The sequence below is a fragment of the Mycobacterium sp. genome, from assembly GCF_047975165.1.
Lineage (GTDB): Bacteria > Actinomycetota > Actinomycetes > Mycobacteriales > Mycobacteriaceae > Mycobacterium.
Genome location: NZ_JBKECZ010000134.1, coordinates 1 through 23,643 on the forward strand (window position 1 = coordinate 1; position 23,643 = coordinate 23,643).

A 23,643-nucleotide genomic window follows, 5' to 3' on the forward strand; every position below is an offset into this window, starting at 1 on the left:
AGGCCGACCTCTTCGCTGATGACCTGGCCACCGGTGAGGATCGCCATGTCCTGCAGCATCGCCTTGCGGCGGTCACCGAAACCGGGGGCCTTGACCGCCACCGATTTGAAGGTGCCGCGGATCTAGTTGACGACCAGCGTGGACAGTGCCTCGCCCTCGACGTCCTCGGCGATGATCAGCAGCGGCTTGCCGCCCTGGATGACCTTCTCCAACAGGGGCAGCAGGTCCTTGACCGTCGACACCTTGGAGCTGACCAGCAGGATGTAGGGGTCCTCGAGAACCGCTTCCTGACGGTCGGCGTCGGTGACGAAGTAGCCCGAGATGTAGCCCTTGTCGAACCGCATGCCCTCGGTGAGTTCGAGCTGCAGGCCGAAGGTGTTGGACTCCTCGACGGTGATGACGCCCTCGTTGCCGACCTTGTCCATCGCCTCGGCGATCAGGTCGCCGATCGACTGGTCGCCCGCGGAGATGCCGGCGGTCGCCGCGATCTGCTCCTTGGTCTCGACGTCCTTGGCCGATTTCAGCAGGGTCTCGGTGACCTTCTCGACGGCCTTTTCGATGCCGCGCTTGAGGCCGAGCGGGTTGGCGCCCGCGGCCACATTGCGCAGACCTTCCTTGACCAGCGCCTGGGCCAGCACGGTGGCCGTCGTCGTGCCGTCGCCGGCGACGTCGTCGGTCTTCTTGGCTACTTCCTTGACCAGCTCGGCGCCGATCTTCTCGTAGGGGTCCTCCAGCTCGATCTCCTTGGCGATGGACACACCATCGTTGGTGATCGTGGGAGCGCCCCACTTCTTTTCCAGGACGACGTTGCGGCCCTTGGGGCCCAACGTCACCTTTACCGCGTCGGCGAGGCTGTTCAGGCCCCGTTCGAGGCCACGGCGGGCCTCTTCGTCGTAGGCAATTGTCTTGGCCATTGCGAAGTGATTCCTCCGGATCGGGAATGGAAGGGGGCCGCCGGGTGACGGCAACCCCGTTACTTACGCTGGCCGGGCGCAGTGCCCGCGACGGACGGCTCAGGTGTCGTTGTACGACGTTGTCATCCCACGACGTCATCGCACGACGATGGCCTGGCCTCACCGTCCCGACCTGGCACTCGCCAGTCGCGAGTGCCAATGTCATTCTTAGCACTCGCCTATGTCGAGTGCAAGAAAGGGGTGGTGATGCCGCGAGCGTAACGCCAGTGCGTTTTTCGGCGCGGCTTTTCGCAGCAGCGTTACGCTCGGGGATTCGATCGGCCCCGGGGGAGGCCGCCGGCGGGGCCGGATGGCCGATAATGGCCCGATGCGTTCAGTCGAGGACCATCAGCGGGCCGTCATGGATCTGATCCGCGCCCGCCCGGCGGCCACGGTTTCGCTGGCGGCGGCGCAAGGCCTGATGCTGGCCGGCGACGTCGTCGCCCCGCTGTCACTGCCGGTGTTCGACAACTCGGCGATGGACGGTTACGCGGTGCGCGCCGAAGACACCGCCGACGCGACCGGTGAGCACCCGGTGGTGCTGCCGGTGACCGAAGACATCCCGGCCGGCCGCTGCGATGTGCCGGCCCTGCGGCCCCGCACCGCGCACCGGATCATGACGGGTGCGCCGCTGCCCGCGGGTGCGACGGGGATCGTCCCGGTGGAGGTCACCGACGGTGGCGCGGATTCGGTGGCGATCGGCAAACCCGCGGAGCCCGGCAGGCACATCCGCCGGGCAGGGGACGACGTCGAAGCCGGCACGACCGTGCTGCGCCGGGACCAGGTGCTCACGCCGGCCGCCCTCGGCCTAGCCGCGGCACTGGGATTGGCCGAGCTTGCGGTGATCCCGCGGCAACGGGTGCTGGTCATCTCGACGGGTTCGGAGCTGATCTCGCCCGGTACCCCCTTGCGGCCCGGGCAGATCTACGAATCCAATTCGGTGATGCTGGCCGCCGCCGTCCGCGAGGCCGGTGCCGAGGTGGTCGCCAGCCCGACGGCCGGAGACGACGTCGAGCAGTTCACTGCCATTCTGGATCGGTACGCCGCCGAGACCGACCTGATCATCACCAGCGGCGGTGTCAGCGCCGGGGCCTATGAAGTGGTCAAGGACGCCTTCGGTCGAGACGGGGACGGGGGCGTGGACTTCGTCAAGGTCGCGATGCAGCCGGGCATGCCCCAGGGTCTCGGCCGCGTCGCCGGCACGCCCATCGTCACTTTCCCCGGCAACCCGGTCAGCGCGCTGGTGTCCTTCGAGGTTTTTCTCCGGCCGGCCCTGCGCACCGCCATGGGGTTGCCGGATCCGCACCGCCCGCGGCGGACCGCGGTGCTGACCGAGGCGGTGACCTCGCCGCGGGGCAGGCGGCAATTCCGACGCGGGGTATTCGACGCCGTCACCGGTGGCGTTACCAGCTTCGGGCCACCGGCGTCACACCACTTGCGGTGGCTCGCCTCGGCCAACGGGTTGCTCGATATTCCCGAAGACGTAGTCGAGCTGGCCGCCGGAACCGAGGTCGCGGTTTGGGATTTGAGGTAGCCGCGATCACCACACCGATTGCCCGCTCCCGCCCCTTCCCGGGTGCGTTCGAGTATTTGCCTGCCCTACATTTACAGGCTGTCCGACGTGTGCATATGATCAATCTCGCAGGTAACTTGTGTGCGGCGAGCTGCCCATCGCCGGAGAGGTATGTAGCCGACGGGCATGGAGGCTGAAAGCGTTGTGCGCGTTGTGATTTGCCCCTGTCAGAGTTGAACGAGACATCCAACAAGGAACGGTGGTCCAGGTGAGTCGTCAGTGGTATGAACATCCTTCGCTTATCCTCCAGCTGAAGGCGCTCAGCGGGTTGCGCGACGACCTGCGCACCAAGAACCTCTACGAGGCCGAAGGCATCCGTTCGTCGGTGGATCTCGGCGAGCCCACCGAGGAAGTCAAACGAGCCCGCACGCCCGACGGCACCTGGAACGACCTCTCCTGCCCGCACATGGGTGAAATGGGATCGGGCTTCGGACGCAACACTCCTCCCGCCAAGGCGATCACCCATGTCAGCAAGATCCTTGACCCCGACCCGCGGGAGATCAGCCGGAAGCTGATGGCTCGCGACACCTTCAAGCCCGCCGGGATCGTCAATGCCCTGGCCGCGGCTTGGCTGCAGTTCGAGAACCACAACTGGTTCTTCCACGGAAACGGCGTAGCCGGCGACAACATCGAGGTGCCGCTGGGCGACGGGGACGACTTCCCGGAGAACCCGATGAAGATCCGTCATACCGTTCCGATGAGCGGCAAAGTCGCAGAGGGTTGCCCGGCCCCGATCTTCAACAACCAAGAGACCCACTGGTGGGACGGGTCGCAGATCTACGGCAGTGGCAGCGAGCGACAGGCCGAGGTTCGCACCTTCGTCGACGGCAAGATCAAGGTCAACGACGACGGCCGGCTGCCCGAAAGCGACATCGCCGGGATCGACCTGACCGGTATGCGGGAGAACTGGTGGGTCGGTGTCGGGATTCTGCACACCATGTTCGCCAAAGAGCACAACGCGGTGTGCGATGCGCTGAAGAAGGCGTACCCGGAACTGGACGACCAACGACTCTTCGAGCTCGGCGTGCTTGTCGTATCGGCGCTGATCGCCAAGATTCACACCGTCGAGTGGACGACGTGCGTGCTGCGCCACCCCGCGCTGCAGATCGGGATGAACTCCAACTGGTACGGCGCACTCGGCGAGAAGTTCAAGGACCGTATCGGCCGCCTCGGCGACAGCGAGGTGTTCTCGGGGATCCTGGGATCGCCGGTCGACCACCATTCCGCCCCGTTCTCCTTCACCGAGGAGTTCGTGGCCGTCTACCGCATGCACCCGCTGATCCCCGACGACTGGGACTTCTACTCGCTGGCGTCCGGAGAGCACCTGGAGAAGCGCTACTTCACCGAGCTGCAGGGCCAGTACACCCGCGACTTCATGGACCGCATGGAGATCGGAGACCTGTGGTATTCGTTCGGTCTGGCCAGTGCCGGTGCGGTCTGTCTGCACAACTACCCGAACGCGCTGCGCAACCTCACCCGGGTGGACGGACAGCACACCGACCTGGCGACACTGGACATCGTGCGGGACCGGGAGCGGGGTGTGCACCGCTACAACGACTTCCGGGAAATGCTGCGGATGCCCCGGCGCAAGTCGATCGATGAGATCACGCCCAACAAGCAGTGGGCCAAGGAGATCAACGAGATCTACAAGGGCGACGTCGACATGGTCGACCTGCAGATCGGCATGCAGTCCGAGCAGCCGCCGAAGGGTTTCGGATTCTCCGACACGGCGTTCCGCATCTTCATCCTGATGGCCTCGCGCCGGCTGAAGAGCGACCGGTTCTTCACCAACGACTTCACGAAAGAGGTGTACACCCCGGTCGGATTCGACTGGGTCAACCACACGACGATGAAAGACGTCATGCTGCGTCACTATCCGGAGCTGCAGCCGGTGATCGGCGACGTGGAGCGGGTCTTCGCGCCGTGGCCGGAATTGGGTGCCGACCCCGAGACGAAGAAGCCCCGCATCGTTCGTCTGGCCGACACTGTGCGCGCCTACATGCCGTAAGGGAGTTGAATCGGTGAGTGCTGATTTCAAACACGCGTCAGCGATCGAGGGAATCAGGTTCACCACGCAGGTAGCTGTCCCCAACGTAATCCTCGGGCTGTTCAACAAGAGGGTGTTGCCCAGCCGGATTGCGGCCACCGTCGGAGCCGATTACCTCGGCTACCGACTGGTGGAGGGGATGGTGCGTAGCCACGGCCCGGAGCCGTTCTATGTTCGGGTCGCCAAGGACGAAGCCCTGCTGGTGCACCAACCGCACGATCTGCAGTTCGTGCTGGGCGGTTCGCCGGATCCGTTCGCGTCCGACCCGGAGGCCAAACGCAAGGGCATGACGGCGTTTCAGCCCGACGGCCTGACCATCTCCAGGCCTCCGGAATGGGAAACGCGGCGCAAGTTCGCCGAGTCGGTGCTCGACACCGGCAAGCCGATGCACCGGCTTGCCCAACCGTTCGCCGAGGTCGCCGCGGACACCGCGAAAAGCCTGGCCGCCGAGGCCATCACCTGGCCACGGGTGAACACGGCCTTCCAAGCCATGACGCGGCGCGTGTTGTTCGGTGATGCCGCCGCCGATGACGCCGGCCTCACCGAGCTGCTTGGCGAGCTGATGTCGGCGGGCAACCGCATGCCGGGTGAACCGGCACCGCGGTACGACGAGTTCATCGGCCGGATCGAGGGTTATCTGGCGAACCCGCCGGAGGGCAGCCTTGCCGCGCTGGTCTCGCAGGCGCCCGATCCTGGATCGACGCGCGCCGGCCAGCTGGTGCACTGGATGTTTGCGATGGGAGACACCCTGGGGGCCAACGTATTTCGCGCCCTTGGCGCGTTGGCGTGCCATCAGGATCAGCTGGCCGAGGCGAAGGCCGAAATTGCCGGCGCCGACATCGAGTCGGCGGCCGGTATTGCGAAGCTGGACTACCTGGCCGGGTGTCTTTTCGAGGCCATGCGGTTGTGGCCCACCACCCAGCTGTTCGGCCGGGTGGCCGCCCGGGACGTCGAGTTCCCCAACGGCGCCGTACTCCCGGAGGGGCGGCAGGTGCTGATCTACAACGTGTTCAACCATCGCAACCGAGACCGCATCAGCTATGCGGACCGTTTCTCGCCGCAGGAGTGGGTGAGTGGAGGCGCGGGTGACGACTGGTCGTTCAACTTCTTCAGTCACGGGCCGCAGGGCTGCCCCGGGGCCGGGTTGTCGGCGTTCCTCGGCCAGGCGGTGCTGGCCGGACTGATCGACACCGGTGCGACCCACCTGTCCGGAAAGCGGCTGAACGCCGCCAAACCGCTGCCCCACGTGTTCGACCTGTACGGATTCAAGGTGGCGACCTAGGGTTCCGCGGGCTAGCGGTTTCCGCCGGCGTCGGGCGTGCCGCCTGGATTCAGCATGCGCCACAGGAACGAGTAGCTCAGCGCCGACTTGAACGCGAGTTGTTCGTTGTCGGCGGCGCCACCGTGCCCGCCTTCGATGTTCTCGTAGTACCAGACGCGGTGGCCGGCGGCTTCGAGTGCGGCGGTCATCTTCCGAGCGTGGCCGGGATGCACCCGGTCGTCTCGGGTGGACGTGGTCAACAGGATCGGCGGATAGTTCCGGTCGGGTGAGATGTTCTGGTAGGGCGAGTATTCGGAGATGAACGCCCAGTCGTCGGGGTCGTCGGGATCTCCGTATTCGGCGACCCACGAGGCGCCGGCCAGCAACAGGTGGTAGCGCTTCATGTCCAGCAGGGGCACGTTGCACACCAGTGCCCCGAACTTGTCGGGGTAGCTGGTCAGCATGATCCCCATCAGCAGGCCTCCGTTGCTGCCGCCCTGTGCTCCGAGTTGGCTCACCGTGGTGATTCCCCGGCGCACCAGGTCGTCGGCCACCGCCGCAAAATCTTCGGCCACCTTGTGCCGGCCTTCGCGGATCGCACGAGTGTGCCAGTCCGGCCCGTATTCGCCACCCCCGCGGATATTGGCCAGGACGTAGCTGCCGCCCCTGGCCAGCCACAGCCGGCCCAACACCCCGCTGTACCCGGGTGTATTGCAGGTTTCGAATCCGCCGTATCCGTAGAGCAGGGTTGGCTTGGGCCCCTCGGGTCCTGCGGGGCGCACCAGGAAGTAGGGGATCGGGGTTCCGTCCTTGGAGGCGACGAAATGCTGTGACACCGAGATGTTCTCGGCGGCGAAGAAGGCGGGCGCGGATTTGATCTGCTCCAGCGTGTCGTCCCCGGTACCGCGCAGCAGCCGTGACGGTGCGTCGAATCCGCTGGAGTCCAGGAAGAACTCGTCGCCGGTGTCGTCGGCGGCGGTGATGACGGTGTTCGTCGCGCCGGGTATGCCGGACAGCGGTTCGCGCCGCCAACTTCCCGGGGTCACGACCTCGACCCTGCTGGCCACATCGGCCAGTAGGACGATCAGCAGCCGGTCCCGGGTCCAGGCGTAGTGATAGAGGCAGACATGCTCGTCGGGTTGGAAGACGATGTGCAGATCGCGGCTGCCACACAGGAATTCGTCGTAGTCGATGGCCAGCAGCGAACCCGCCCGATACGTTGTGCCGGTGCCGCCGGACGGCGACCAGTCGGTGCGCAGGTTGATCAGCAGCCATTCGCGGTGCACGGACATCCCGGAGGCATCGGTGGGAATGTCGATGGGAATCAGTTCGGCCCCGCGCAGTTCGTAGCGTTGCCGATTCCAGAAATCCAGGGATCGATAGATGAATGTACGCTCGAAACCCGGTGTGCGATCCGCAGAACCACCCACGCTGACGTCGGCGCGCTCACCTTCGAAAATCAGTTCCGCAGCGTCCAACGGTGTGCCGCGCCGCCACCGTTTGACGATTCGCGGATAGCCGGAATCGGTCATCGAGCCGGGGCCGAAGTCGGTGCCCACCAGGACGGTGTCCGGATCCTCCCAGCCGATCTGCGATTTGGACTCCGGTAACTCGAACCCGCCGGTGACGAATTCACGTGTGGCCATGTCGAATTCGCGCACCACAACGGCGTCCGAGCCGCCCGGCGACAGACTGATCAGTGCTCGGGTGAGTTCGGGCTCGATGACGTCCGCGCCGCTCCAGACCCAGTTCCGCCCGTCCTCGCGCCCGAGCGCGTCAACGTCGATGAGCACATCCCAGTCGGGGGTGTCGGTTCGGTAGCTCTCCAGGGTGGTGCGTCGCCACAGCCCGCGCGGGTTGGCGGCATCGCGCCAGAAGTCGTAGAGAAACTCGCGGCGCCTCCGGACGTAGGGGATGCGGGCGTCGGTGTCGAGCACCTCCAGCGCCTCGGTGCGCAAGCGCTGGAATTCGCCGTCGCAGAACTGCGCGGTGGTGGGCGCGTTGTGCGCCCGCACCCAATCCAGGGCCTTTTGGCCGGTGACGTCTTCCAGCCAGAGGTGCGGGTCGGCGGCGGTGCCGGTACCTGCGGCGCCGGCCGTCTCGGGATGCTCGGAAGTCATGGGATCCATTGTGACTGCGCGAGTAGTGTGAGTTGTAGCAGGTGAACTGACGAGGAGCTGAGTTCATGCCGACTTTTGCACGTCCGGGTTCGCCGGATGCGGTGATGGGGTTCGAGTCGCGGTACGGCAATTTCATTGGGGGCCAATGGGTGGCTCCGGTGGGGGGCCGGTATTTCGAGAATCCGACGCCGGTGACCGGGCAGGTGTTCTGCGAGATTCCGCGGTCCGATGAGGCCGATGTCGAGAAGGCTTTGGATGCGGCGCATGGTGCGGCGCCCGGGTGGGGGCGGACGTCGCCGGCGGAGCGGGCGGCGGTGCTGAACAGGATCGCCGATCGGATCGATGAGCACACCCAGGCGTTGGCGGTGGCCGAGACGTGGGACAACGGTAAGCCGATCCGCGAGACGCTGGCGGCCGATATCCCGTTGGCCGCGGATCATTTCCGGTATTTCGCGTCGGCGTTGCGCGCCCAGGAGGGGGCGTTGTCGCAGATCGACGAGGACACCGTGGCCTACCATTTCCACGAGCCGCTGGGTGTGGTGGGGCAGATCATTCCGTGGAATTTCCCGATCCTGATGGGGGCCTGGAAGGTGGCGCCGGCGCTGGCGGCGGGCAACGCGGTGGTGCTCAAGCCGGCCGAGCAGACCCCGGCCTCGATCCTGTATCTGATGTCGCTGATCGGTGACCTTGTGCCGCCGGGGGTACTCAACGTGGTCAACGGGTTCGGCGCCGAGGCCGGAAAACCGCTGGCGTCGAGTGACCGGATCGCCAAGGTCGCGTTCACCGGTGAGACCACCACCGGACGGCTGATCATGCAGTACGCCTCGCAGAACCTGATCCCGGTGACCCTGGAGTTGGGCGGTAAGAGCCCCAACATTTTCTTCTCCGATGTGCTGGCCGCCAACGATGATTTCCAGGACAAGGCCCTGGAAGGGTTCACCATGTTCGCCCTGAATCAGGGCGAGGTGTGCACCTGTCCGTCGCGGGCATTGATCCAGTCCGACATTCATGACGAGTTCCTGGAGTTGGCGGCGATCCGCACCAAGGCGGTGCGCCAGGGCGACCCGCTGGACACCACGACCATGATCGGGTCGCAGGCCTCCAACGACCAGATGGAGAAGATCCTGTCCTACATCGAGATCGGCAAGGCCGAGGGCGCCCGGCTGGTCACCGGAGGCGAGCGCGCCGAGCTGGGCGGGGACCTCTCCGGCGGGTTCTATGTGCAGCCGACGATCTTCAGCGGCCACAACAAGATGCGGATCTTCCAGGAGGAGATCTTCGGCCCCGTGGTCGCGGTGACCGGGTTCGGCGACTACGACGAGGCGATGCGCATCGCCAATGACACCCTCTACGGCTTGGGGGCCGGCGTGTGGAGCCGCAACGGCACCACCGCCTACCGGGCCGGACGCGACATCAAAGCCGGCCGGGTCTGGGTCAACTGCTACCACGCCTACCCGGCGCATTCGGCATTCGGCGGCTACAAACAGTCCGGCATCGGCCGCGAAAACCACAAGATGATGCTCGACCACTACCAGCAGACCAAGAACCTCCTGGTCTCCTACAGCAACAAGGCCCAAGGCTTCTTCTGATGAATGCCGGTGCGCCCCCGGGTGCGCTGATCACCGCCGATGCCGCGGAACTGCTGGCCACGTTGCAGTTGCGGCACGGGCCGGTGATGTTCCATCAGTCCGGCGGCTGTTGCGACGGATCCTCGCCGATGTGCTATCCCCGATCGGACTTCGTCGTGGGCGATCGTGACGTGCTGTTGGGGATGCTGGACCTGGGCTCCAACGGCGGCTCCGACGACGACGAAGCCGCTGTCCCGGTGTGGATTTCGGGTCCGCAGTACGAAACCTGGAAGCACACCCAGCTGGTGATCGACGTGGTTGCTGGCCGCGGCGGCGGGTTCAGCCTGGAAGCGCCCGAGGGTGTGCGCTTTCTGAGCCGCGGCCGGGTATTCACCGAGGCCGAGCAACGATTGCTGCATGCGGTCCCGGTGATCACCGGTGCCGGCTACCAGCGTGGCGAACGGCCGTCGGTACGAGGTGGTGTTGTTCGGGGCGGCGACCCGGACAACGCGCCGGGAGCGTGCCCGAAACCCGTGCTGCCCTATTAACGCGGGGTCCCCGGGCCACTAGGGTAGAGCCCGTGACCCACTTTGATGTTGTCGTTCTAGGAGCAGGCCCCGGCGGATATGTCGCGGCAATCCGCGCCGCACAGCTGGGATTGACCACCGCCATCGTCGAACCGAAGTACTGGGGCGGTGTCTGCCTCAATGTCGGCTGCATCCCGTCCAAGGCGTTGTTGCGCAATGCCGAACTCGCCCACATCTTCACCAAGGAGGCCAAGGCATTCGGCATCAGCGGTGAGGTCACCTTCGATTTCGGCGCCGCCTTCGACCGCAGCCGCAAGGTGGCCGAGGGCCGGGTTACCGGTGTGCACTTCCTGATGAAGAAGAACAAGATCACCGAGATCCACGGCTACGGGCGGTTCACCGACCCCAACACGCTGGAGGTGGAGCTCAACGACGGCGGCACCGAGACCGTCGGATTCACCAACGCGATCATTGCCACCGGCAGCAGTACCCGGCTGGTTCCCGGCACGTCCCTGTCGGCGAACGTGGTGACCTACGAGGAGCAGATCCTGTCCCGGGAGCTGCCGGAGGCGATCGTCATCGCCGGTGCCGGCGCCATCGGAATGGAGTTCGGCTACGTGCTGAACAACTACGGCGTGGACGTCACCATCGTGGAGTTCCTGCCGCGGGTGCTGCCCAACGAGGATGCCGAGGTGTCCAAGGAGATCGAGAAGCAATTCAAGAAGTCCGGCGTCAAGATTCTCACGGGTACCAAAGTCGAATCGATCACCGACACCGGTGGGTCGGGTGGCTCCGCGGTGACGGTCGTGGTCAGCAAGGACGGCCAGACCCAGGAACTCAAGGCCGGCAAGGTGTTGCAGGCCATCGGGTTCGCGCCGAACGTGGAGGGCTACGGCCTGGACAGGGCGGGCGTCGCGTTGACCGACCGCAACGCCATCGGCATCACCGACTACATGCAGACCAGCGCGGAGCACATCTACGCGATCGGCGATGTCACCGGCAAACTGCAGCTGGCCCACGTGGCGGAGGCGCAGGGCGTGGTGGCTGCCGAAACCATAGCCGGTGCAGAGACTTTGACGCTCGGCGACTATCGGATGATGCCGCGCGCCACGTTTTGCCAGCCCAACGTGGCCAGCTTCGGCCTCACCGAGGAGCAGGCCCGCGAGGAAGGCCACGACGTTGTGGTGGCCAAGTTTCCGTTCACCGCGAACGCCAAGGCGCACGGTGTCGGCGACCCCAGTGGGTTCGTGAAGCTGATCGCCGATGCCAGGTACGGCGAGCTGCTGGGCGGGCACATGGTGGGCCACGACGTGTCCGAACTGCTGCCCGAGCTCACACTCGCCCAGAAGTGGGACCTCACGGCGGCTGAACTGGCGCGCAACGTACACACGCACCCGACCATGTCCGAGGCGCTGCAGGAGTGCTTCCACGGACTGGCCGGGCACATGATCAATTTCTGACGATGCGCGCGCAGGTTGTTGCCGGCGCCATCGGCGGGTTGCTCGCCGGCTATGTCGGGTGGCTGATCGCGGTCGACATCGGCGACCGATTCAGCACGGCGGGCACATGGAGTCTGGTGGTGCTGGTGCTTTCGGCCGGGCTGGCGGCCGCTTCGGTGATCCGGGGCAGGCGCATACTTGCGCGCCGGGATCTCGGCTGGGCGGCATTCGCGTTCGGATTGCCGGTGCTGCCGGTGGTCCTGACGCTGGCCGTGCTGGCCAGCGTCTACCTTTGAGGTGGGCCGTACCCGGGATTCAGCGTGGATGGTCCAGCGGACCCTCAAGGGCGGTGATGGTCGCCGCCAGACCATCGTATTGCGTTGCCAACAGGCAGAATTCGATCAACCGGGGCTTGTTGAGGTGCGCTGCCAGCAGTTTCCAGCTGTCGCCGCTGATCGAGCGGTCGTTGATCAGCTCATCGGTCGCGGCCAGCAGCGCCTGCTGCCGGGCGCTGAGGACCCTGCGGGGGCCGTCGCCGCCGGCCGCGGCGGGCCAGGCGAAGATCGCGGCCTGGGTCTGCGCGTCCAGGCCGGCACGGCGGGCCATGCCGCGATGGTGCTGAAGCTCGTATTCGCAGGACCGCAGGTGTGCCACGCGCAGGATCACCAGCTCGGTGTCGATCCGGGGCAACCGGCCGCGCAGCAGGCGTCCGGAATACAGCGACCATGTCCAGAACAGGGACTGCCGGTAGCCCAGTGTGGTGAACAGGTGCATCTCGGGGGCGTGCACCGTGCGCGCGGCCGCCTTGGCCATCAGCCAGTTGATCGGTCCCAACTGGCGGAGGCGGCCCGGCGGGATACGGTCGATCCGGTTGCCGGTCACGTCCGCCGGACCAGGTAGGGCGAGATGGTGCTGCGATGCTCGTCGAGATCGAGTGTGCGCCCCAGGGCGGGGAATGCCCGCTGCGGGCAGTTGTCCCGTTCGCATACCCGGCATCCGGCGCCGATGGGCGTGGCCGCGATCTTCGCGTTCCCCGACAAGTCAAGTCCTTCCGAATAGACGAGCCGGTGTGCGTGACGGATTTCGCAGCCGAGCCCGATCGCGAAGGTTTTCCCCGGCTGACCATACCTGGCGGACCGCCGCTCGACGGTGCGTGCCACCCACATGTAGTTGCGGCCGTCGGGCATCTGGGTGACCTGTACGAGGATCTTGCCCGGGTTGCCGAAGGTTTCGTAGACGTTCCACAGCGGACAGGTGCCGCCCGTCGAAGAGAAGTGAAAGCCGGTGGCGGATTGCCTTTTTGACATATTCCCGGCCCGGTCCACCCGGACGAAAGATAGCGGCACGCCCCGCATCGACGGCCGCTGCAGCGTCGACAGCCGGTGGGCGATCGTCTCGTAGCTGACCGAATGGAACGCCGACAGCCGTTCTACGTCGTAGCGGAACGTCTCGGCTGCGTCGTGGAACTGGCCGTAGGGCAGGACGGCGGCGGCAGCGAAATAGTTGGCCAGGCCCAGACGGGCCAGGATGCGCGATTCGTCGCTGGTGAACTGTCCCTGGGCGACCAGGGTGTCGATCAGGTCGCCGTACTCGAGAAAGGCCAATTCGGCGGCCATCTTGAAGACCTGCTGGCCGGGTGCGAGATGGCTGCTGATTTTTAGGGTCCTGGTGCCGGGGTCGTAGTGGTGCAGCACGCTCTCGCCCAGGTCGAGGCGCCTGGTGACCCGCACCCCATGTGCCTCGGTGAGTCGCCGGGTCAGCTCGCGCGGCAGATCCCCTGCCGGATCGTCGGCCGGATCGCCTGCCAGATCGCGGTGGCGCAACCGCATCGTGGCTGCCAGGTGTTCGGCGGCGGTGTCGAGTTCGTGCAGGTAGTTCTGGCGTTCGTAGAAGTAGTCGCGCACTTCCTCGTGGGGCATGGTGATGGATCCGCTGCCGCTGCTCCCGTCGGAGTAGCGCTCTTCGGTGGCCGCCGCCAGTTGTGCGGTGGTGATCCGGTAGCGGCGGTGCAGGTTCACCACAGCACGCGCAAAGGCCGGGTGCGCCCCGGCCACCTCTGCGAGCTCGGCGGGCTCCAGGTCGATGCCGAGGTCGCGGTCGATGGTCACCTCGCGCAGTTCGGCGACGAGCCGGGTGTCGTCCGCGGAGGCGAAGAAGGTTGCGTCGATCCCGAACGCCTCGGTGATCCGCAGTAGCACGGCCACCGTGAGCGGCCGGACGTCGTGTTCGATCTGGTTGAGGTAGCTGGCCGAGATGCCGAGCATCGCAGCCAGCGCGGCCTGACTCAAACCACGCTCGTTGCGCAGCCGGCGGACACGTGCGCCGGCGAACGTCTTCGACACCGGACTCAGCCTACGCGCCATTTGCAAAGCGTGTTATTAACAAAGTTGGCCAGTTGGTGTTTGCCTCGGCCCGTTGGCATGATTCGCATCGGCCTTCCCGGGTGAACCCGGGAGTACCGAGGCGAAGTGGACGGGGAGCAGCAGGGTGAGCCTGGACAAAGAATTGATGCCGGTGCCCGACGGTCATCCGGACGTCTTCGATCGCGAATGGCCGCTGCGCGTCGCCGATATCGACCGGACCGGCCGGCTGCGGCTGGACGCGGCCTGCCGCCACATTCAGGACATCGGCCAGGATCACCTTCGGGAACTGGGCTTCGAGGAAACCCACCCGCTGTGGATCGTGCGGCGCACCATGGTCGATCTGATCCGGCCGATCGAATACTCCGACATGCTGCGCTGCCGGCGCTGGTGTTCGGGCACCTCGAACCGGTGGTGTGAGATGCGGGTGCGCATCGACGGCCGCAAGGGCGGGCTGATCGAGTCCGAGGCGTTTTGGATTCACGTCAACAGGGAAACCGAGATGCCCGCGCGCATCGGCGACGATTTCCTGGCGGGTCTGCACAAGACCACCGCGGTGGATCGGCTGCGCTGGAAGGGCTATCTCAAACCGGGCAGTCGCGATGATGCCGCGGAAACCCGTGGATTTCCCGTTCGCGTGACGGACATCGATCTGTTCGACCATGTGAACAACTCGGTCTACTGGAGTGTGGTCGAGGACTACCTGGCCGTCCACAACGAGTTGCTCGCCGGGCCGCTGCGCGTGGTGATCGAGCACGAGGCGCCGGTCGCGTTCGGCGACAAGCTCGACATCATCGCCCACGTCCACCCGCCGAATTCGACCGACAATTTCGGTCCGGGGATGGTCGACCGCGTTGTTACAACGCTCACATATGCGGTCGGCGAGGAGACGAAAGCCGTGGCAGCGCTGTTCGCTCTCTAACAGGACAAGCGTCCGGTTAAATTTGCATCTGACCTGCGTTATTGAGGTTGCCGCGGGGTGGCGTCTGGAACGGTTCAGTTCGTAGCTGGCTTCGCAAAATTAGCAAAATGCCCCCTTGGGGTAGCCGAAATTGGCATGTAAGGCGCTGGACCTGCGGCAACGCACTGTGTCAAGGTCGTGTTAACACTCCAGTGAAGTCAACCGGTTAGGAGCCGTCCAATGTCTGTTGTTGGAACCCCCCAAAGCGCAGAACAGATCCAGCACGACTGGGACCACAACCCCCGATGGAGCGGTGTCACCCGCACCTACACTCCGCAGGACGTGGTGGCGCTGCAGGGCCACGTCGTCGAGGAGCACACCCTGGCCCGCCGCGGCGCGGAGGTGCTCTGGGAGCAGTTGCACGAGATGGACTTCGTCAACGCCCTGGGTGCCCTGACCGGAAACATGGCGGTTCAGCAGGTTCGCGCGGGCCTCAAGGCCATCTACCTGTCCGGCTGGCAGGTGGCCGGCGATGCCAACCTGTCCGGCCACACCTATCCCGACCAGAGCCTGTACCCGGCCAACTCGGTACCGCAGGTCGTGCGCCGGATCAACAACGCGCTGCTGCGGGCCGACGAGATCGCCAAGGTCGAGGGCGACCGATCGGTGCAGAACTGGCTGGCGCCGATCGTCGCCGACGGAGAGGCGGGCTTCGGCGGCGCGCTGAACGTCTACGAGCTGCAGAAGGCGATGATCGCCGCCGGCGTCGCCGGATCGCACTGGGAGGACCAGCTGGCGTCGGAAAAGAAGTGCGGTCACCTCGGTGGCAAGGTGCTGATCCCGACCCAGCAGCACATTCGCACCCTGACCTCGGCGCGGCTGGCAGCCGACGTCGCCGGCGTCCCCACGGTGGTGATCGCGCGCACCGACGCCGAGGCGGCCACGCTGATCACCTCCGACGTCGATGAGCGTGACCGGCCGTTCATCACCGGCGACCGCACCAGCGAGGGCTTCTACCGGGTCAAGAACGGACTGGAGCCCTGCATCGCCCGGGCCAGGGCCTACGCGCCGTATGCGGACCTGATCTGGATGGAGACCGGTACTCCCGATCTCGCACTGGCCAAGAAGTTCGCCGAGGGAGTCAAGGCGGAGTTCCCCGATCAGCTGCTGGCCTACAACTGCTCGCCGTCGTTCAACTGGCGCAAGCATCTCGACGACGACACCATCGCGAAGTTCCAGCGGGAGCTCGGTGCGATGGGCTTCAAGTTCCAGTTCATCACCCTGGCCGGCTTCCACGCCCTCAACTACTCGATGTTCGATCTGGCCCACGGCTACGCCCGCAACCAGATGACCGCCTACGTGGAGTTGCAGGAGCGCGAATTCGCCGCCGAGGAACGCGGCTACACGGCCACCAAGCACCAGCGGGAGGTGGGCGCCGGCTACTTCGACCGCATCGCCACCACTGTCGACCCGACCTCCTCGACCACCGCGCTGGCAGGTTCGACCGAAGAGGGGCAGTTCCACTGAGATCGGTGAACTAGATTGGTGATCGGGCCCCGCGCAGCCCGGGCGGGGCCCGATTCCGGTACCGGCGCGGCCGACAAGTGGAGATGACAGTGAGCGATACGGACATTCAGCGCGTCGGCGTCGTCGGGGCCGGGCAGATGGGTGCCGGCATAGCCGAGGTTTGCGTGCGCGCGGGCGTCGACGTGACGGTGTTGGAGACAACCGAGGCGCTTCTCACCGCGGGCCGCAACCGGCTGGCCAAGTCGTTGGACCGGGGAGTGCGCGCGGGCAAGGTCACCGAGGATGAGCGTGACCGGGCACTGGACCTGCTGACCTTCACCACCGACCTCGGCGACCTGGCCGACCGGCAACTGGTCGTCGAGGCGGTCGTCGAAGACGAAGCGGTCAAAGCCGGCATCTTCGCCGAGCTGGATCGGGTGATCGCCGATCCCGCCGCCGTGCTGGCTTCCAATACCTCCAGTATTCCGATCATGAAGATCGCTGCCGCGACCCAGAACCCGCAGCGTGTGCTGGGCCTGCACTTCTTCAATCCCGTTCCGGTACTGCCGCTCGTCGAGCTGGTCAGCTCCCTGGTCACCGACGCGGACGCTGCCGCACGGGTGGAGAATTTCGCCGGCTCGGTGCTGGGCAAACAGGTTGTGCGCTGTGCGGACCGTTCCGGTTTCGTGGTCAACGCATTGCTGGTGCCCTATCTGCTGTCCGCGATCCGCATGCTCGAGGCGGGGCTGGCCACCGTCGAAGACATCGACAAGGCCGTCGTCGCGGGGCTCTCCCACCCGATGGGCCCGCTGCGGCTTTCCGACCTGATCGGCCTGGATACGCTCAAGCTGATCGCGGACAAGATGTTCGAGGAATTCAAGGAACCGCACTATGGGCCGCCGCCGCTGCTGCTGCGGATGGTCGAGGCGGGTCACCTGGGGAAGAAATCGGGCCGGGGTTTCCACACCTACTGAAACCACGCTGCACCCGTCGGCCCCCGCGGTCCGCTGTGTGACAGCCGTCGAGAGCATCGGGTACGATTTCGGCGATAAACAGAGGAGCAGCATGACCGACTTGAGGCCGTTTTACGAAGAGTCGCAGTCCATCTACGACGTTTCGGACGAGTTCTTCGCACTATTTCTAGATCCGACCATGGCGTACACGTGTGCCTACTTCGAGCGTGACGACATGACTCTGGAAGAGGCGTCGAACGCCAAATTCGATTTGGCGTTGGGCAAGTTGAACCTCGAGCCGGGCATGACGGTGCTCGACATCGGCTGCGGCTGGGGTGGCGGACTGCAGCGCGCCGTCGAAAAGTTCGATGTGAATGTCGTCGGTATCACCCTGAGTCGCAACCAGTTTGAATACAGCAAGAAAAGGCTGGCCAAGGTGCCCACCGAACGCACCGTGGACATCCGGTTGCAGGGTTGGGAAGAGTTCAACGACAAAGTCGACCGGATTTTTACCATCGGCGCCTTCGAGGCATTCAAAATGGAGCGGTACGCGGCATTCTTCGAACGTGCCTACGACGTGCTCCCGAATGACGGCCGGATGTTGCTGCACACAATTCTGGCACACCCGATGAAGCAGCTTTCCGAGCGTGGCATTTCCGTCACGATGAAAGACATTCACTTTATGCGGTTTATCGGCAAGGAGATTTTCCCGGGCGGGCAGCTTCCGGCGCAGGAGGACATCTTCAAATTCGGCGAGGATGCCGGCGTCACCGTCGAGAAGGTGCAGTTGCTGCGCGAACACTACGAGCGCACGCTGCGGATCTGGGCGGACAATCTCGAGGCCAGCAAGGACGAGGCCATCGAGATGCAGTCCGAGGAGATCTACGACAAGTACATGCACTACCTGACCGGGTGCGAGAAGTTCTTCCACAAGGGCATCTCCAATGTGGGGCAGTTCACGCTGGTCAAGTAGGTCGTCGGTGTTGCGGCCCGCCCTTTGCCGGTAGCTCGTTCGCAGTTTGCCCGAATGGCTTTTGCGCGCGGATTCATGCTGGTTCGACCCTGCTCCGGTCGCGGATGTGAATCGCCTTAGCTAGGTTGCGAGTCCTTCGCGAGCGTAACGTGGCTGCGATTTCGCGCTTCGGTTTTCGCCGTGGCGTTACGCTCGCGAACGACTCGCACTCACGCCTGGGTACGAGGCAAAATGCCCGAACTCGGGCCGGACTGCGGCGGCTGTTCCGGGGAGGGGGCTATGTCCTCCGGGGATGGGACTATGGCCGGGACCACCGGAGAAGGATGCGGTTGCCGGCGGAACTGCTCCAGCGATCCGCCGGCTTCGACGATCCCGCAGAGCGCGCTCCAACTGAGCATCGTGAGGTAGTCGATCAACTCATCACTGGTCATCCGCGGGTCGGACATCCAGGAGTGGGTGGCCAGCTGCACCCCGCCGACGATCAGGTAGGCCCAGGGCTCCACGCCGCCGGTGTCCAGGCCCGCGTCGCGCATGCGGCGGCGCAGCATCACCGCGATCATGCGGGCGATGATGCGCTCGGAGTCGGCGAGCACCTTGCTTTTGCTGCCCGAACTGTGGGCCATCACGAATCCGTACGGCTCGGGTTCGGCTGCCATCGTTTCGACGTAGACGCGGATGACTTCGCGGGTGAGGTCGAAGGCGTCGAGGTCCGATGACAGCGCCTCGGCCATGTTGGGAATCAACGTCGTCTGCGCGAAGCGCATCATCACCGCCGTCGTCAGATCGTTCTTGTCGACGAAGTAGCGGTAGAGCACGGTCTTGGACACGCCGATCTCGGCGGCGATGTCGTCCATGCTCAGGAATCGGCTTTGGCGGCGGATCGCCTCGATGGTGCCGTCCACCAACTCGTTGCGCCGGTCCACCTTGTGCTGGTGCCAGCGTCGTTTGCGGCCATCGGTCTTGCCGGCGCCGGACGTGATGTGCTGTGCCACTGTCGCGGATTTCCGTTCACTAGACGCGTCGATATTACGGCTTGTGAGGCTTATGAGGCCGGTGAGGTCCCGCCCGGGAGGTTCCGCACGGGGGGCGCGCTACCTCCGAACACCGGGGGTAACACTAATCGGTGGCCGTTATGGCCGATGATGGTGTGGTGGCGCACAGGATTGACGACGTGATGGCTCGCGATGCCGAGGGATCGAGCGTGGGGCCGCCGGCGGTCCGCGGAGCCGAGTCGCCGGCCGAGGCTGTCACGCACACGTCCCTGGCAGAGTCCTTCGCCGGGGCCGATCCGGCCGCGGATGCCCAGCGACGTACCGCACTGCGCAGAATGAAGGCCGTCGCGCTGGGCTTTCTGCTCGGCGCGACAGTGGCGTTCCTGTTCTGCCGGTGGGCTCAGGCGCATCTGGACGCCCCCGCCTGGGTCGGGTACGCCGGTGCGGCCGCCGAGGCGGGGATGGTGGGCGCTCTGGCCGACTGGTTCGCGGTGACCGCGCTGTTCAAACATCCGTTGGGCATTCCGATCCCGCACACCGCGATCATCGAGCGCAAGAAGGACCAGCTCGGTGAGGGGCTGGGCACCTTTGTGCGGGAGAACTTCCTGTCCGCGGAGGTCGTGGAGAACAAGCTGCGTGACGCCCAGGTGCCCGGCCGTTTGGGCAGGTGGCTGTCCGATCCGGTGCACGCCGAACGGGTGGCCGCCGAATCGGCGACGGTGCTGCGGGTACTGGTGGAATTGCTGCGCGACGAGGACGTCCAGCAGGTGATCGACCGGATGATCGTGCGGCGTCTTGCCGAGCCGCACTGGGGCCCGCCGGCCGGGCGCGTGCTGGCGACGCTGCTGGCCGAGAATCGGCAGGAAGCCCTGATCCAGCTCTTGGCGGACCGGGCGTTCCAATGGTCGCTGAACGCCGACGTCGTCATCCAGCGGGTGGTGGAGCGGGACTCGCCGACCTGGTCGCCCCGGTTCGTCGACCATTTGGTGGGAGACCGGATCCACCGCGAGTTGCTGGACTTCACCGACAAGGTGCGCCGCGACCCCGGTCACGAACTGCGCCGCTCGGCGACCCGATTCCTGTTCGAATTCGCCGACGATCTGCAGCACGACCCCGCCACCATTGAACGTGCCGATGCGGTTAAAGAGCAGCTGATGGCGCGCGACGAGGTCGCCAGGGCCGCCGCCACGGCGTGGGCGACACTCAAGCGGCTCGTCCTCGAGGGCGTGGACGACCCCTCCAGCGCGCTGCGCACCCGGGTTGCCGGCACGGTGATCCGCGTCGGGGAATCGTTGCGCGACGATGCCGAGCTGCGCGACAAGGTCGACGACTGGATGGTGCGGGCCGCTCAGCACCTCGTTTCACGGTATGGGATCGAGATCACAGCGATAATCACCGAGACGATCGAGCGCTGGGATGCGCAGGAAGCCAGCCGCCGAATCGAACTGCACGTCGGCCGTGACCTGCAGTTTATCCGGATCAACGGGACTGTGGTGGGGGCGTTGGCCGGCCTGCTCATCTACGCCGTCGCGCAAGCGCTGTTCTGAAATCGCTAGCAGGACGCTTGCAATTGCAAGCACTGCTTCGTAGCATCGGCCATACGCAAGCCGAAGAAAACCAACGTTGAGGATTCGTGATGCCGACAGAGGACAAGTTGGGCGCCAAGGTGTCCACCAAGGCCTCGGATGTGGCGTCTGACATCGGCAGCTTCATCCGCTCGCAGCGCGAGAGCGCACAGGTGTCGATGCGACAGCTGGCCGAGAGGTCCGGTGTCAGCAACCCCTACCTGAGCCAGGTGGAACGCGGATTGCGCAAGCCTTCGGCGGACGTCCTGGCGCAGATCGCGAAGGCGCTGCGGGTTTCCGCGGAGGTGCTCTACGTGCGAGCCGGCATCCTGGAGCCCAGTGACGCCAGTCAGGTGCGTGACGCGATCGTCACCGACACCGGCATCACCGAGCGGCAGAAAAAGATCCTGCTGGATATCTACGGGTCGTTCGCCGAACAGAATGAAGCCACCCGTGAGCGATGTTCGTGCGGATCGGACAAAGGTGAGTGATCACTTGGACAAAGTCTGAATCCCTCGCTGTTAACCCCAATATCGGAACAATGGAAGGAAAGCCAATGGCTGAGAACAACGTCGAAGACATCAAGGCCCCCCTGCTCGCCGCGCTTGGCGCCGCGGACCTGGCCCTGGCCACGGTGAACGATTTGATCACCAATCTGCGTGACCGTGCGGAGGAGACCCGCGGCAACCTGCGGGACCGTGCCGAGGAGACTCGCACCGACACCCGCAGCCGGGTCGAGGAGAGCCGTGTCCGCCTGACCAAGCTTCAGGAGGACCTGCCCGAGCAGCTGACCGAGCTGCGCGAGCGCTTCACCTCCGAGGAACTGCGCAAGGCCGCCGAGGGTTACCTGGAGGCTGCCACCAGCCGCTACAACGAGCTGGTCGAGCGCGGCGAGGACGCGCTGGAGCGCCTGCGCAGCCAGTCGGCCTTCGAGGACGCCTCGGCGCGTGCCGAGGGCTACGTGGACCAGGCCGTCGAACTGACCCAGGAGGCGCTGGGCACCGTCGCGTCGCAGACCCGCGTGGTCGGCGAGCGTGCGGCCAAGCTGGTCGGCATCGAGCTGCCCAAGAAGCCCGAGGCTGCGGCCAAGAAGGTTCCGGCCAAGAAGGCTGCGGCCAAGAAGGTTCCGGCCCAGAAGGCTCCGGCCAAGAAGGCTGCGGCCAAGAAGGCTGCGGCCAAGAAGGCTGGGACCAAGAAGGTCACCCAGAAGTAGTCGCCATTCGGCGAAACCGAGCCCGTTCGACTCACTCCGGACCGTCCTGTGTGGCGGCCCGGAGTGAGTCGTTTCACGCAGTGGTTGTGCCCGACGACCGTTTCTGCTGGCGGCTGAACCGGGCGCCATCAGCGTTTGCTACAGCGGTGACCAGGTGCTGGCAGACGGTTCGCGCGATGTCAGGCCTGAGTTCGGACATTTTGCCTAGTATCCAGGCGTGAGTGCGAGTCGTTCGCGAGCGTAACGTGGTTGCGATTTTGCGCTCCGGATTTCGCCCTGGCGTTACGCTCGCGAGCAAGCGGGCTCGGCCAGTGCGGCGTGCCGACCGGCAACGATCCCTCGGGCCTGGTCGAGCAGAATGCCCAGCTCAGCATCGGTATGCGCCGAGCCAAGATGCGCCAGGATCACCACCGTGCCCTGATCTTTGCGCGCGACCCGCATCGCCGCCGCGCCCGAGGTCGTGCGCGCCTTGCGCACGTACGCCGCCGGGCGAACCTACCCGCCTAGTACCCCAAAAGGCCACCCGATGACGCAAACCCACAGGTCAAAGACCCAACGAAGCAGAATGTCGGAGACCGTGTCCGAAGTCAGGAGGCGGCCCGGAGTGAGTCGTTTCACGCAGCGGTTGTGCCCGACGACCGTTTCTGCGGGCGGCTGAGCCGGGCGCCATCAGCGTTTGCTACAGCGGTGACCAAGTGCTGGCAGACGGTTCGCGCGATGTCAGGCGCATACCAGGGGGTACGGAGGATTTGACCGAGGCGCACTGCTGTCAGCGGTCACGTAATTCCCCAGGTTTGAGGGGTTGTCCGTCACGTAATTCCCCACCCGGCGTCACGTAATTCCCCACCCATTGGGGTGTGTCTGGCGGGGGTTGGGGTGCTGCGCAGGTTCGCTCCGTTCGGGTGCCCCGCCAGGGGTCCTGGAAGGAGCCTTAAGTGGCGAGGAGATCGTGGAACGTGACGGACTTCGTGGAGATGTTCCGGCATTGGAATGCCGGCCGGTCCCAGGTGCAGATCAGTGAGGCATTGGGTATCGACCGCAAGACCATCCGCAAGTATGTGGCCCCGGCGTTGGGCGAGGGTTTGCAACCCAGCCCGGAGGAGTTCGACGAGGCGCTATGGCGGGCACGGATCGGGCGGTGGTTCCCGGAGTTGATCGATCCGACGGTGCGGGCGGTGACCTGGCCGATGATCGGGGCGCATCACCGGTGGATAGCCGAACAACTGGGCGTGCCGGTGACAGTGGCCACGATTGCCCAACGCCTGCGCGACGACCATGGTGTGGATGTATCGGAGTCGACGGTACGTCGCTACATCACAACCACTTTCGCTGAGAAGTATCTCCAGGACAGAGTCACTGTTCCGCGGGGTTCGGTCGAGCCGGGCAGCGAAGCACAGATCGACTACGGCAAGCTCGGCATGTGGCGCGACCCGCAATCGGGGCGCCGCGTCGCGGTGTGGGTGTTCGCGATGATCCTGGCGTGCTCGCGGGCGTTGTTCGTCCAGCCGGTGCTGCGGATGAACCAAACATCCTGGAATGCTTCACATGTCGCGGCGTTCGAGTTCTTCTACGGTGTGCCGGCGCGGCTAGTGTGCGACAACCTCAAGACCGGGGTCGCGCGACCCGATCTCTACGATCCGCTGATCAATCTGGCCTCCGGCGAGCTCGCCGCGCACTACGGCACCCTGATCG

At 65.4% G+C, this 23,643-nt stretch carries 18 protein-coding genes and 3 pseudogenes; 15 read left to right on the forward strand and 6 right to left on the reverse strand.

Translation table 11 applies throughout. From position 1 onward, the window contains the following. Positions 1-914: pseudogene (groEL, locus tag ACK5M9_RS13010) on the reverse strand (chaperonin GroEL); the annotation flags it as partial. Between the two features lie 367 nt (positions 915-1,281). Between groEL and glp the strand changes: the two are divergent. The 3 genes from glp (at position 1,282) to ACK5M9_RS13025 (ending at position 5,855) form a co-directional block, all read left to right on the forward strand. Then, positions 1,282-2,487 carry a gephyrin-like molybdotransferase Glp gene (glp, locus tag ACK5M9_RS13015; protein ID WP_416893580.1) on the forward strand — a complete coding sequence of 402 codons (1,206 nt, stop codon included), beginning with the start codon at positions 1,282-1,284 and terminating at the stop codon, positions 2,485-2,487. Between the two features lie 247 nt (positions 2,488-2,734). Next, positions 2,735-4,534, forward strand: coding sequence for a peroxidase family protein (locus ACK5M9_RS13020; protein WP_416893581.1), 1,800 nt, complete (start codon positions 2,735-2,737; stop codon positions 4,532-4,534). A 13-nt stretch (positions 4,535-4,547) separates the two neighbouring features. Continuing rightward, entirely contained in the window at positions 4,548-5,855 is a 1,308-nt protein-coding gene (locus ACK5M9_RS13025; protein ID WP_416893582.1) for a cytochrome P450, read from the forward strand. An 11-nt stretch (positions 5,856-5,866) separates the two neighbouring features. Here the strand turns inward: ACK5M9_RS13025 and ACK5M9_RS13030 are convergent, their stop codons facing one another. Then, entirely contained in the window at positions 5,867-7,954 is a 2,088-nt protein-coding gene (locus ACK5M9_RS13030) for a prolyl oligopeptidase family serine peptidase (protein ID WP_416893583.1), read from the reverse strand. A gap of 65 nt (positions 7,955-8,019) precedes the next feature. Between ACK5M9_RS13030 and ACK5M9_RS13035 the strand changes: the two genes are divergently transcribed. The 4 genes from ACK5M9_RS13035 to ACK5M9_RS13050 are packed head-to-tail and all read left to right on the forward strand — an operon-like array spanning position 8,020 to position 11,784. After that, positions 8,020-9,543, forward strand: a complete 1,524-nt coding sequence (locus ACK5M9_RS13035; RefSeq protein ID WP_416893584.1) for an aldehyde dehydrogenase family protein — start codon at positions 8,020-8,022, stop codon at positions 9,541-9,543. After that, positions 9,543-10,070: a DUF779 domain-containing protein gene (locus ACK5M9_RS13040; RefSeq protein ID WP_416893585.1), complete on the forward strand. Its 528-nt coding sequence runs from the start codon at positions 9,543-9,545 to the stop codon at positions 10,068-10,070. Before ACK5M9_RS13035 ends, ACK5M9_RS13040 begins: the two co-directional genes overlap by 1 nt. Before the next feature lie 32 nt (positions 10,071-10,102). After that, positions 10,103-11,509 (forward strand): dihydrolipoyl dehydrogenase, encoded by a 1,407-nt coding sequence (gene lpdA / locus ACK5M9_RS13045; protein ID WP_416893586.1) that lies wholly within the window; start codon positions 10,103-10,105, stop codon positions 11,507-11,509. Between the two features lie 2 nt (positions 11,510-11,511). Next, positions 11,512-11,784: a hypothetical protein gene (locus ACK5M9_RS13050; protein WP_416893587.1), complete on the forward strand. Its 273-nt coding sequence runs from the start codon at positions 11,512-11,514 to the stop codon at positions 11,782-11,784. 19 nt (positions 11,785-11,803) lie between these two features. Here ACK5M9_RS13050 and ACK5M9_RS13055 read toward each other — a convergent pair whose 3' ends face one another. Next, complete coding sequence (locus tag ACK5M9_RS13055; protein WP_416893594.1) at positions 11,804-12,301, reverse strand: carboxymuconolactone decarboxylase family protein; 498 nt, start codon at positions 12,299-12,301, stop codon at positions 11,804-11,806. Positions 12,302-12,366: 65 nt separating this feature from the next. Beyond that, positions 12,367-13,830: an acetate metabolism transcriptional regulator RamB gene (ramB, locus tag ACK5M9_RS13060; protein WP_416893595.1), complete on the reverse strand. Its 1,464-nt coding sequence runs from the start codon at positions 13,828-13,830 to the stop codon at positions 12,367-12,369. A 145-nt stretch (positions 13,831-13,975) separates the two neighbouring features. Here ramB and ACK5M9_RS13065 point away from each other — a divergent pair, with 145 nt between their 5' ends. The 4 genes from ACK5M9_RS13065 to ACK5M9_RS13080 all read left to right on the forward strand — a co-directional run bounded on the left by ACK5M9_RS13065 (position 13,976) and on the right by ACK5M9_RS13080 (position 18,181). Then, positions 13,976-14,770 (forward strand): acyl-ACP thioesterase domain-containing protein, encoded by a 795-nt coding sequence (locus tag ACK5M9_RS13065; RefSeq protein WP_416893588.1) that lies wholly within the window; start codon positions 13,976-13,978, stop codon positions 14,768-14,770. Between the two features lie 219 nt (positions 14,771-14,989). After that, positions 14,990-16,276, forward strand: a complete 1,287-nt coding sequence (gene aceA, locus ACK5M9_RS13070; RefSeq protein WP_416893589.1) for an isocitrate lyase — start codon at positions 14,990-14,992, stop codon at positions 16,274-16,276. Positions 16,277-16,365: 89 nt separating this feature from the next. Continuing rightward, positions 16,366-17,229 (forward strand): 3-hydroxybutyryl-CoA dehydrogenase, encoded by an 864-nt coding sequence (locus tag ACK5M9_RS13075; RefSeq protein ID WP_416893590.1) that lies wholly within the window; start codon positions 16,366-16,368, stop codon positions 17,227-17,229. Between the two features lie 91 nt (positions 17,230-17,320). Further along, on the forward strand, positions 17,321-18,181 hold the full coding sequence (locus ACK5M9_RS13080; protein WP_416893591.1) for a cyclopropane mycolic acid synthase family methyltransferase: 861 nt from the start codon (positions 17,321-17,323) through the stop codon (positions 18,179-18,181). 302 nt (positions 18,182-18,483) lie between these two features. Here the strand turns inward: ACK5M9_RS13080 and ACK5M9_RS13085 are convergent. Further along, positions 18,484-19,173: pseudogene (locus ACK5M9_RS13085) on the reverse strand (TetR/AcrR family transcriptional regulator); the annotation flags it as partial. Between the two features lie 179 nt (positions 19,174-19,352). On the opposite strand from ACK5M9_RS13085, the gene ACK5M9_RS13090 reads away from it, so the two are divergent. From ACK5M9_RS13090 to ACK5M9_RS13100, 3 genes are all read left to right on the forward strand, one after another. After that, positions 19,353-20,720 carry a DUF445 domain-containing protein gene (locus ACK5M9_RS13090; RefSeq protein ID WP_416893596.1) on the forward strand — a complete coding sequence of 456 codons (1,368 nt, stop codon included), beginning with the start codon at positions 19,353-19,355 and terminating at the stop codon, positions 20,718-20,720. A gap of 89 nt (positions 20,721-20,809) precedes the next feature. Then, on the forward strand, positions 20,810-21,229 hold the full coding sequence (locus tag ACK5M9_RS13095) for a helix-turn-helix domain-containing protein (RefSeq protein WP_416893592.1): 420 nt from the start codon (positions 20,810-20,812) through the stop codon (positions 21,227-21,229). 65 nt (positions 21,230-21,294) lie between these two features. Continuing rightward, positions 21,295-21,951 (forward strand): heparin-binding hemagglutinin, encoded by a 657-nt coding sequence (locus ACK5M9_RS13100; protein ID WP_416893593.1) that lies wholly within the window; start codon positions 21,295-21,297, stop codon positions 21,949-21,951. 282 nt (positions 21,952-22,233) lie between these two features. Here ACK5M9_RS13100 and ACK5M9_RS13105 read toward each other — a convergent pair whose 3' ends face one another. Next, a complete protein-coding gene (locus ACK5M9_RS13105; RefSeq protein WP_416893597.1) occupies positions 22,234-22,428 on the reverse strand; it encodes a hypothetical protein in 195 nt (64 codons plus the stop codon). A gap of 479 nt (positions 22,429-22,907) precedes the next feature. Here ACK5M9_RS13105 and ACK5M9_RS13110 point away from each other — a divergent pair. Continuing rightward, positions 22,908-23,643 (forward strand): annotated as a pseudogene (locus ACK5M9_RS13110) (IS21 family transposase); the annotation flags it as partial.

What these genes read in the sequence shown, in the direction of transcription:
- glp (WP_416893580.1), top strand. Translation starts at nt 1,282, where the DNA reads ATGCGTTCAGTCGAGGACCATCAGCGGGCCGTCATGGATCTGATCCGC.
- ACK5M9_RS13030 (WP_416893583.1), bottom strand. Translation starts at nt 7,954, where the DNA reads ATGACTTCCGAGCATCCCGAGACGGCCGGCGCCGCAGGTACCGGCACC.
- ACK5M9_RS13035 (WP_416893584.1), top strand. Translation starts at nt 8,020, where the DNA reads ATGCCGACTTTTGCACGTCCGGGTTCGCCGGATGCGGTGATGGGGTTC.
- ACK5M9_RS13040 (WP_416893585.1), top strand. Translation starts at nt 9,543, where the DNA reads ATGAATGCCGGTGCGCCCCCGGGTGCGCTGATCACCGCCGATGCCGCG.
- ACK5M9_RS13050 (WP_416893587.1), top strand. Translation starts at nt 11,512, where the DNA reads ATGCGCGCGCAGGTTGTTGCCGGCGCCATCGGCGGGTTGCTCGCCGGC.
- ACK5M9_RS13055 (WP_416893594.1), bottom strand. Translation starts at nt 12,301, where the DNA reads ATGGCCAAGGCGGCCGCGCGCACGGTGCACGCCCCCGAGATGCACCTG.
- aceA (WP_416893589.1), top strand. Translation starts at nt 14,990, where the DNA reads ATGTCTGTTGTTGGAACCCCCCAAAGCGCAGAACAGATCCAGCACGAC.
- ACK5M9_RS13080 (WP_416893591.1), top strand. Translation starts at nt 17,321, where the DNA reads ATGACCGACTTGAGGCCGTTTTACGAAGAGTCGCAGTCCATCTACGAC.
- ACK5M9_RS13095 (WP_416893592.1), top strand. Translation starts at nt 20,810, where the DNA reads ATGCCGACAGAGGACAAGTTGGGCGCCAAGGTGTCCACCAAGGCCTCG.
- ACK5M9_RS13100 (WP_416893593.1), top strand. Translation starts at nt 21,295, where the DNA reads ATGGCTGAGAACAACGTCGAAGACATCAAGGCCCCCCTGCTCGCCGCG.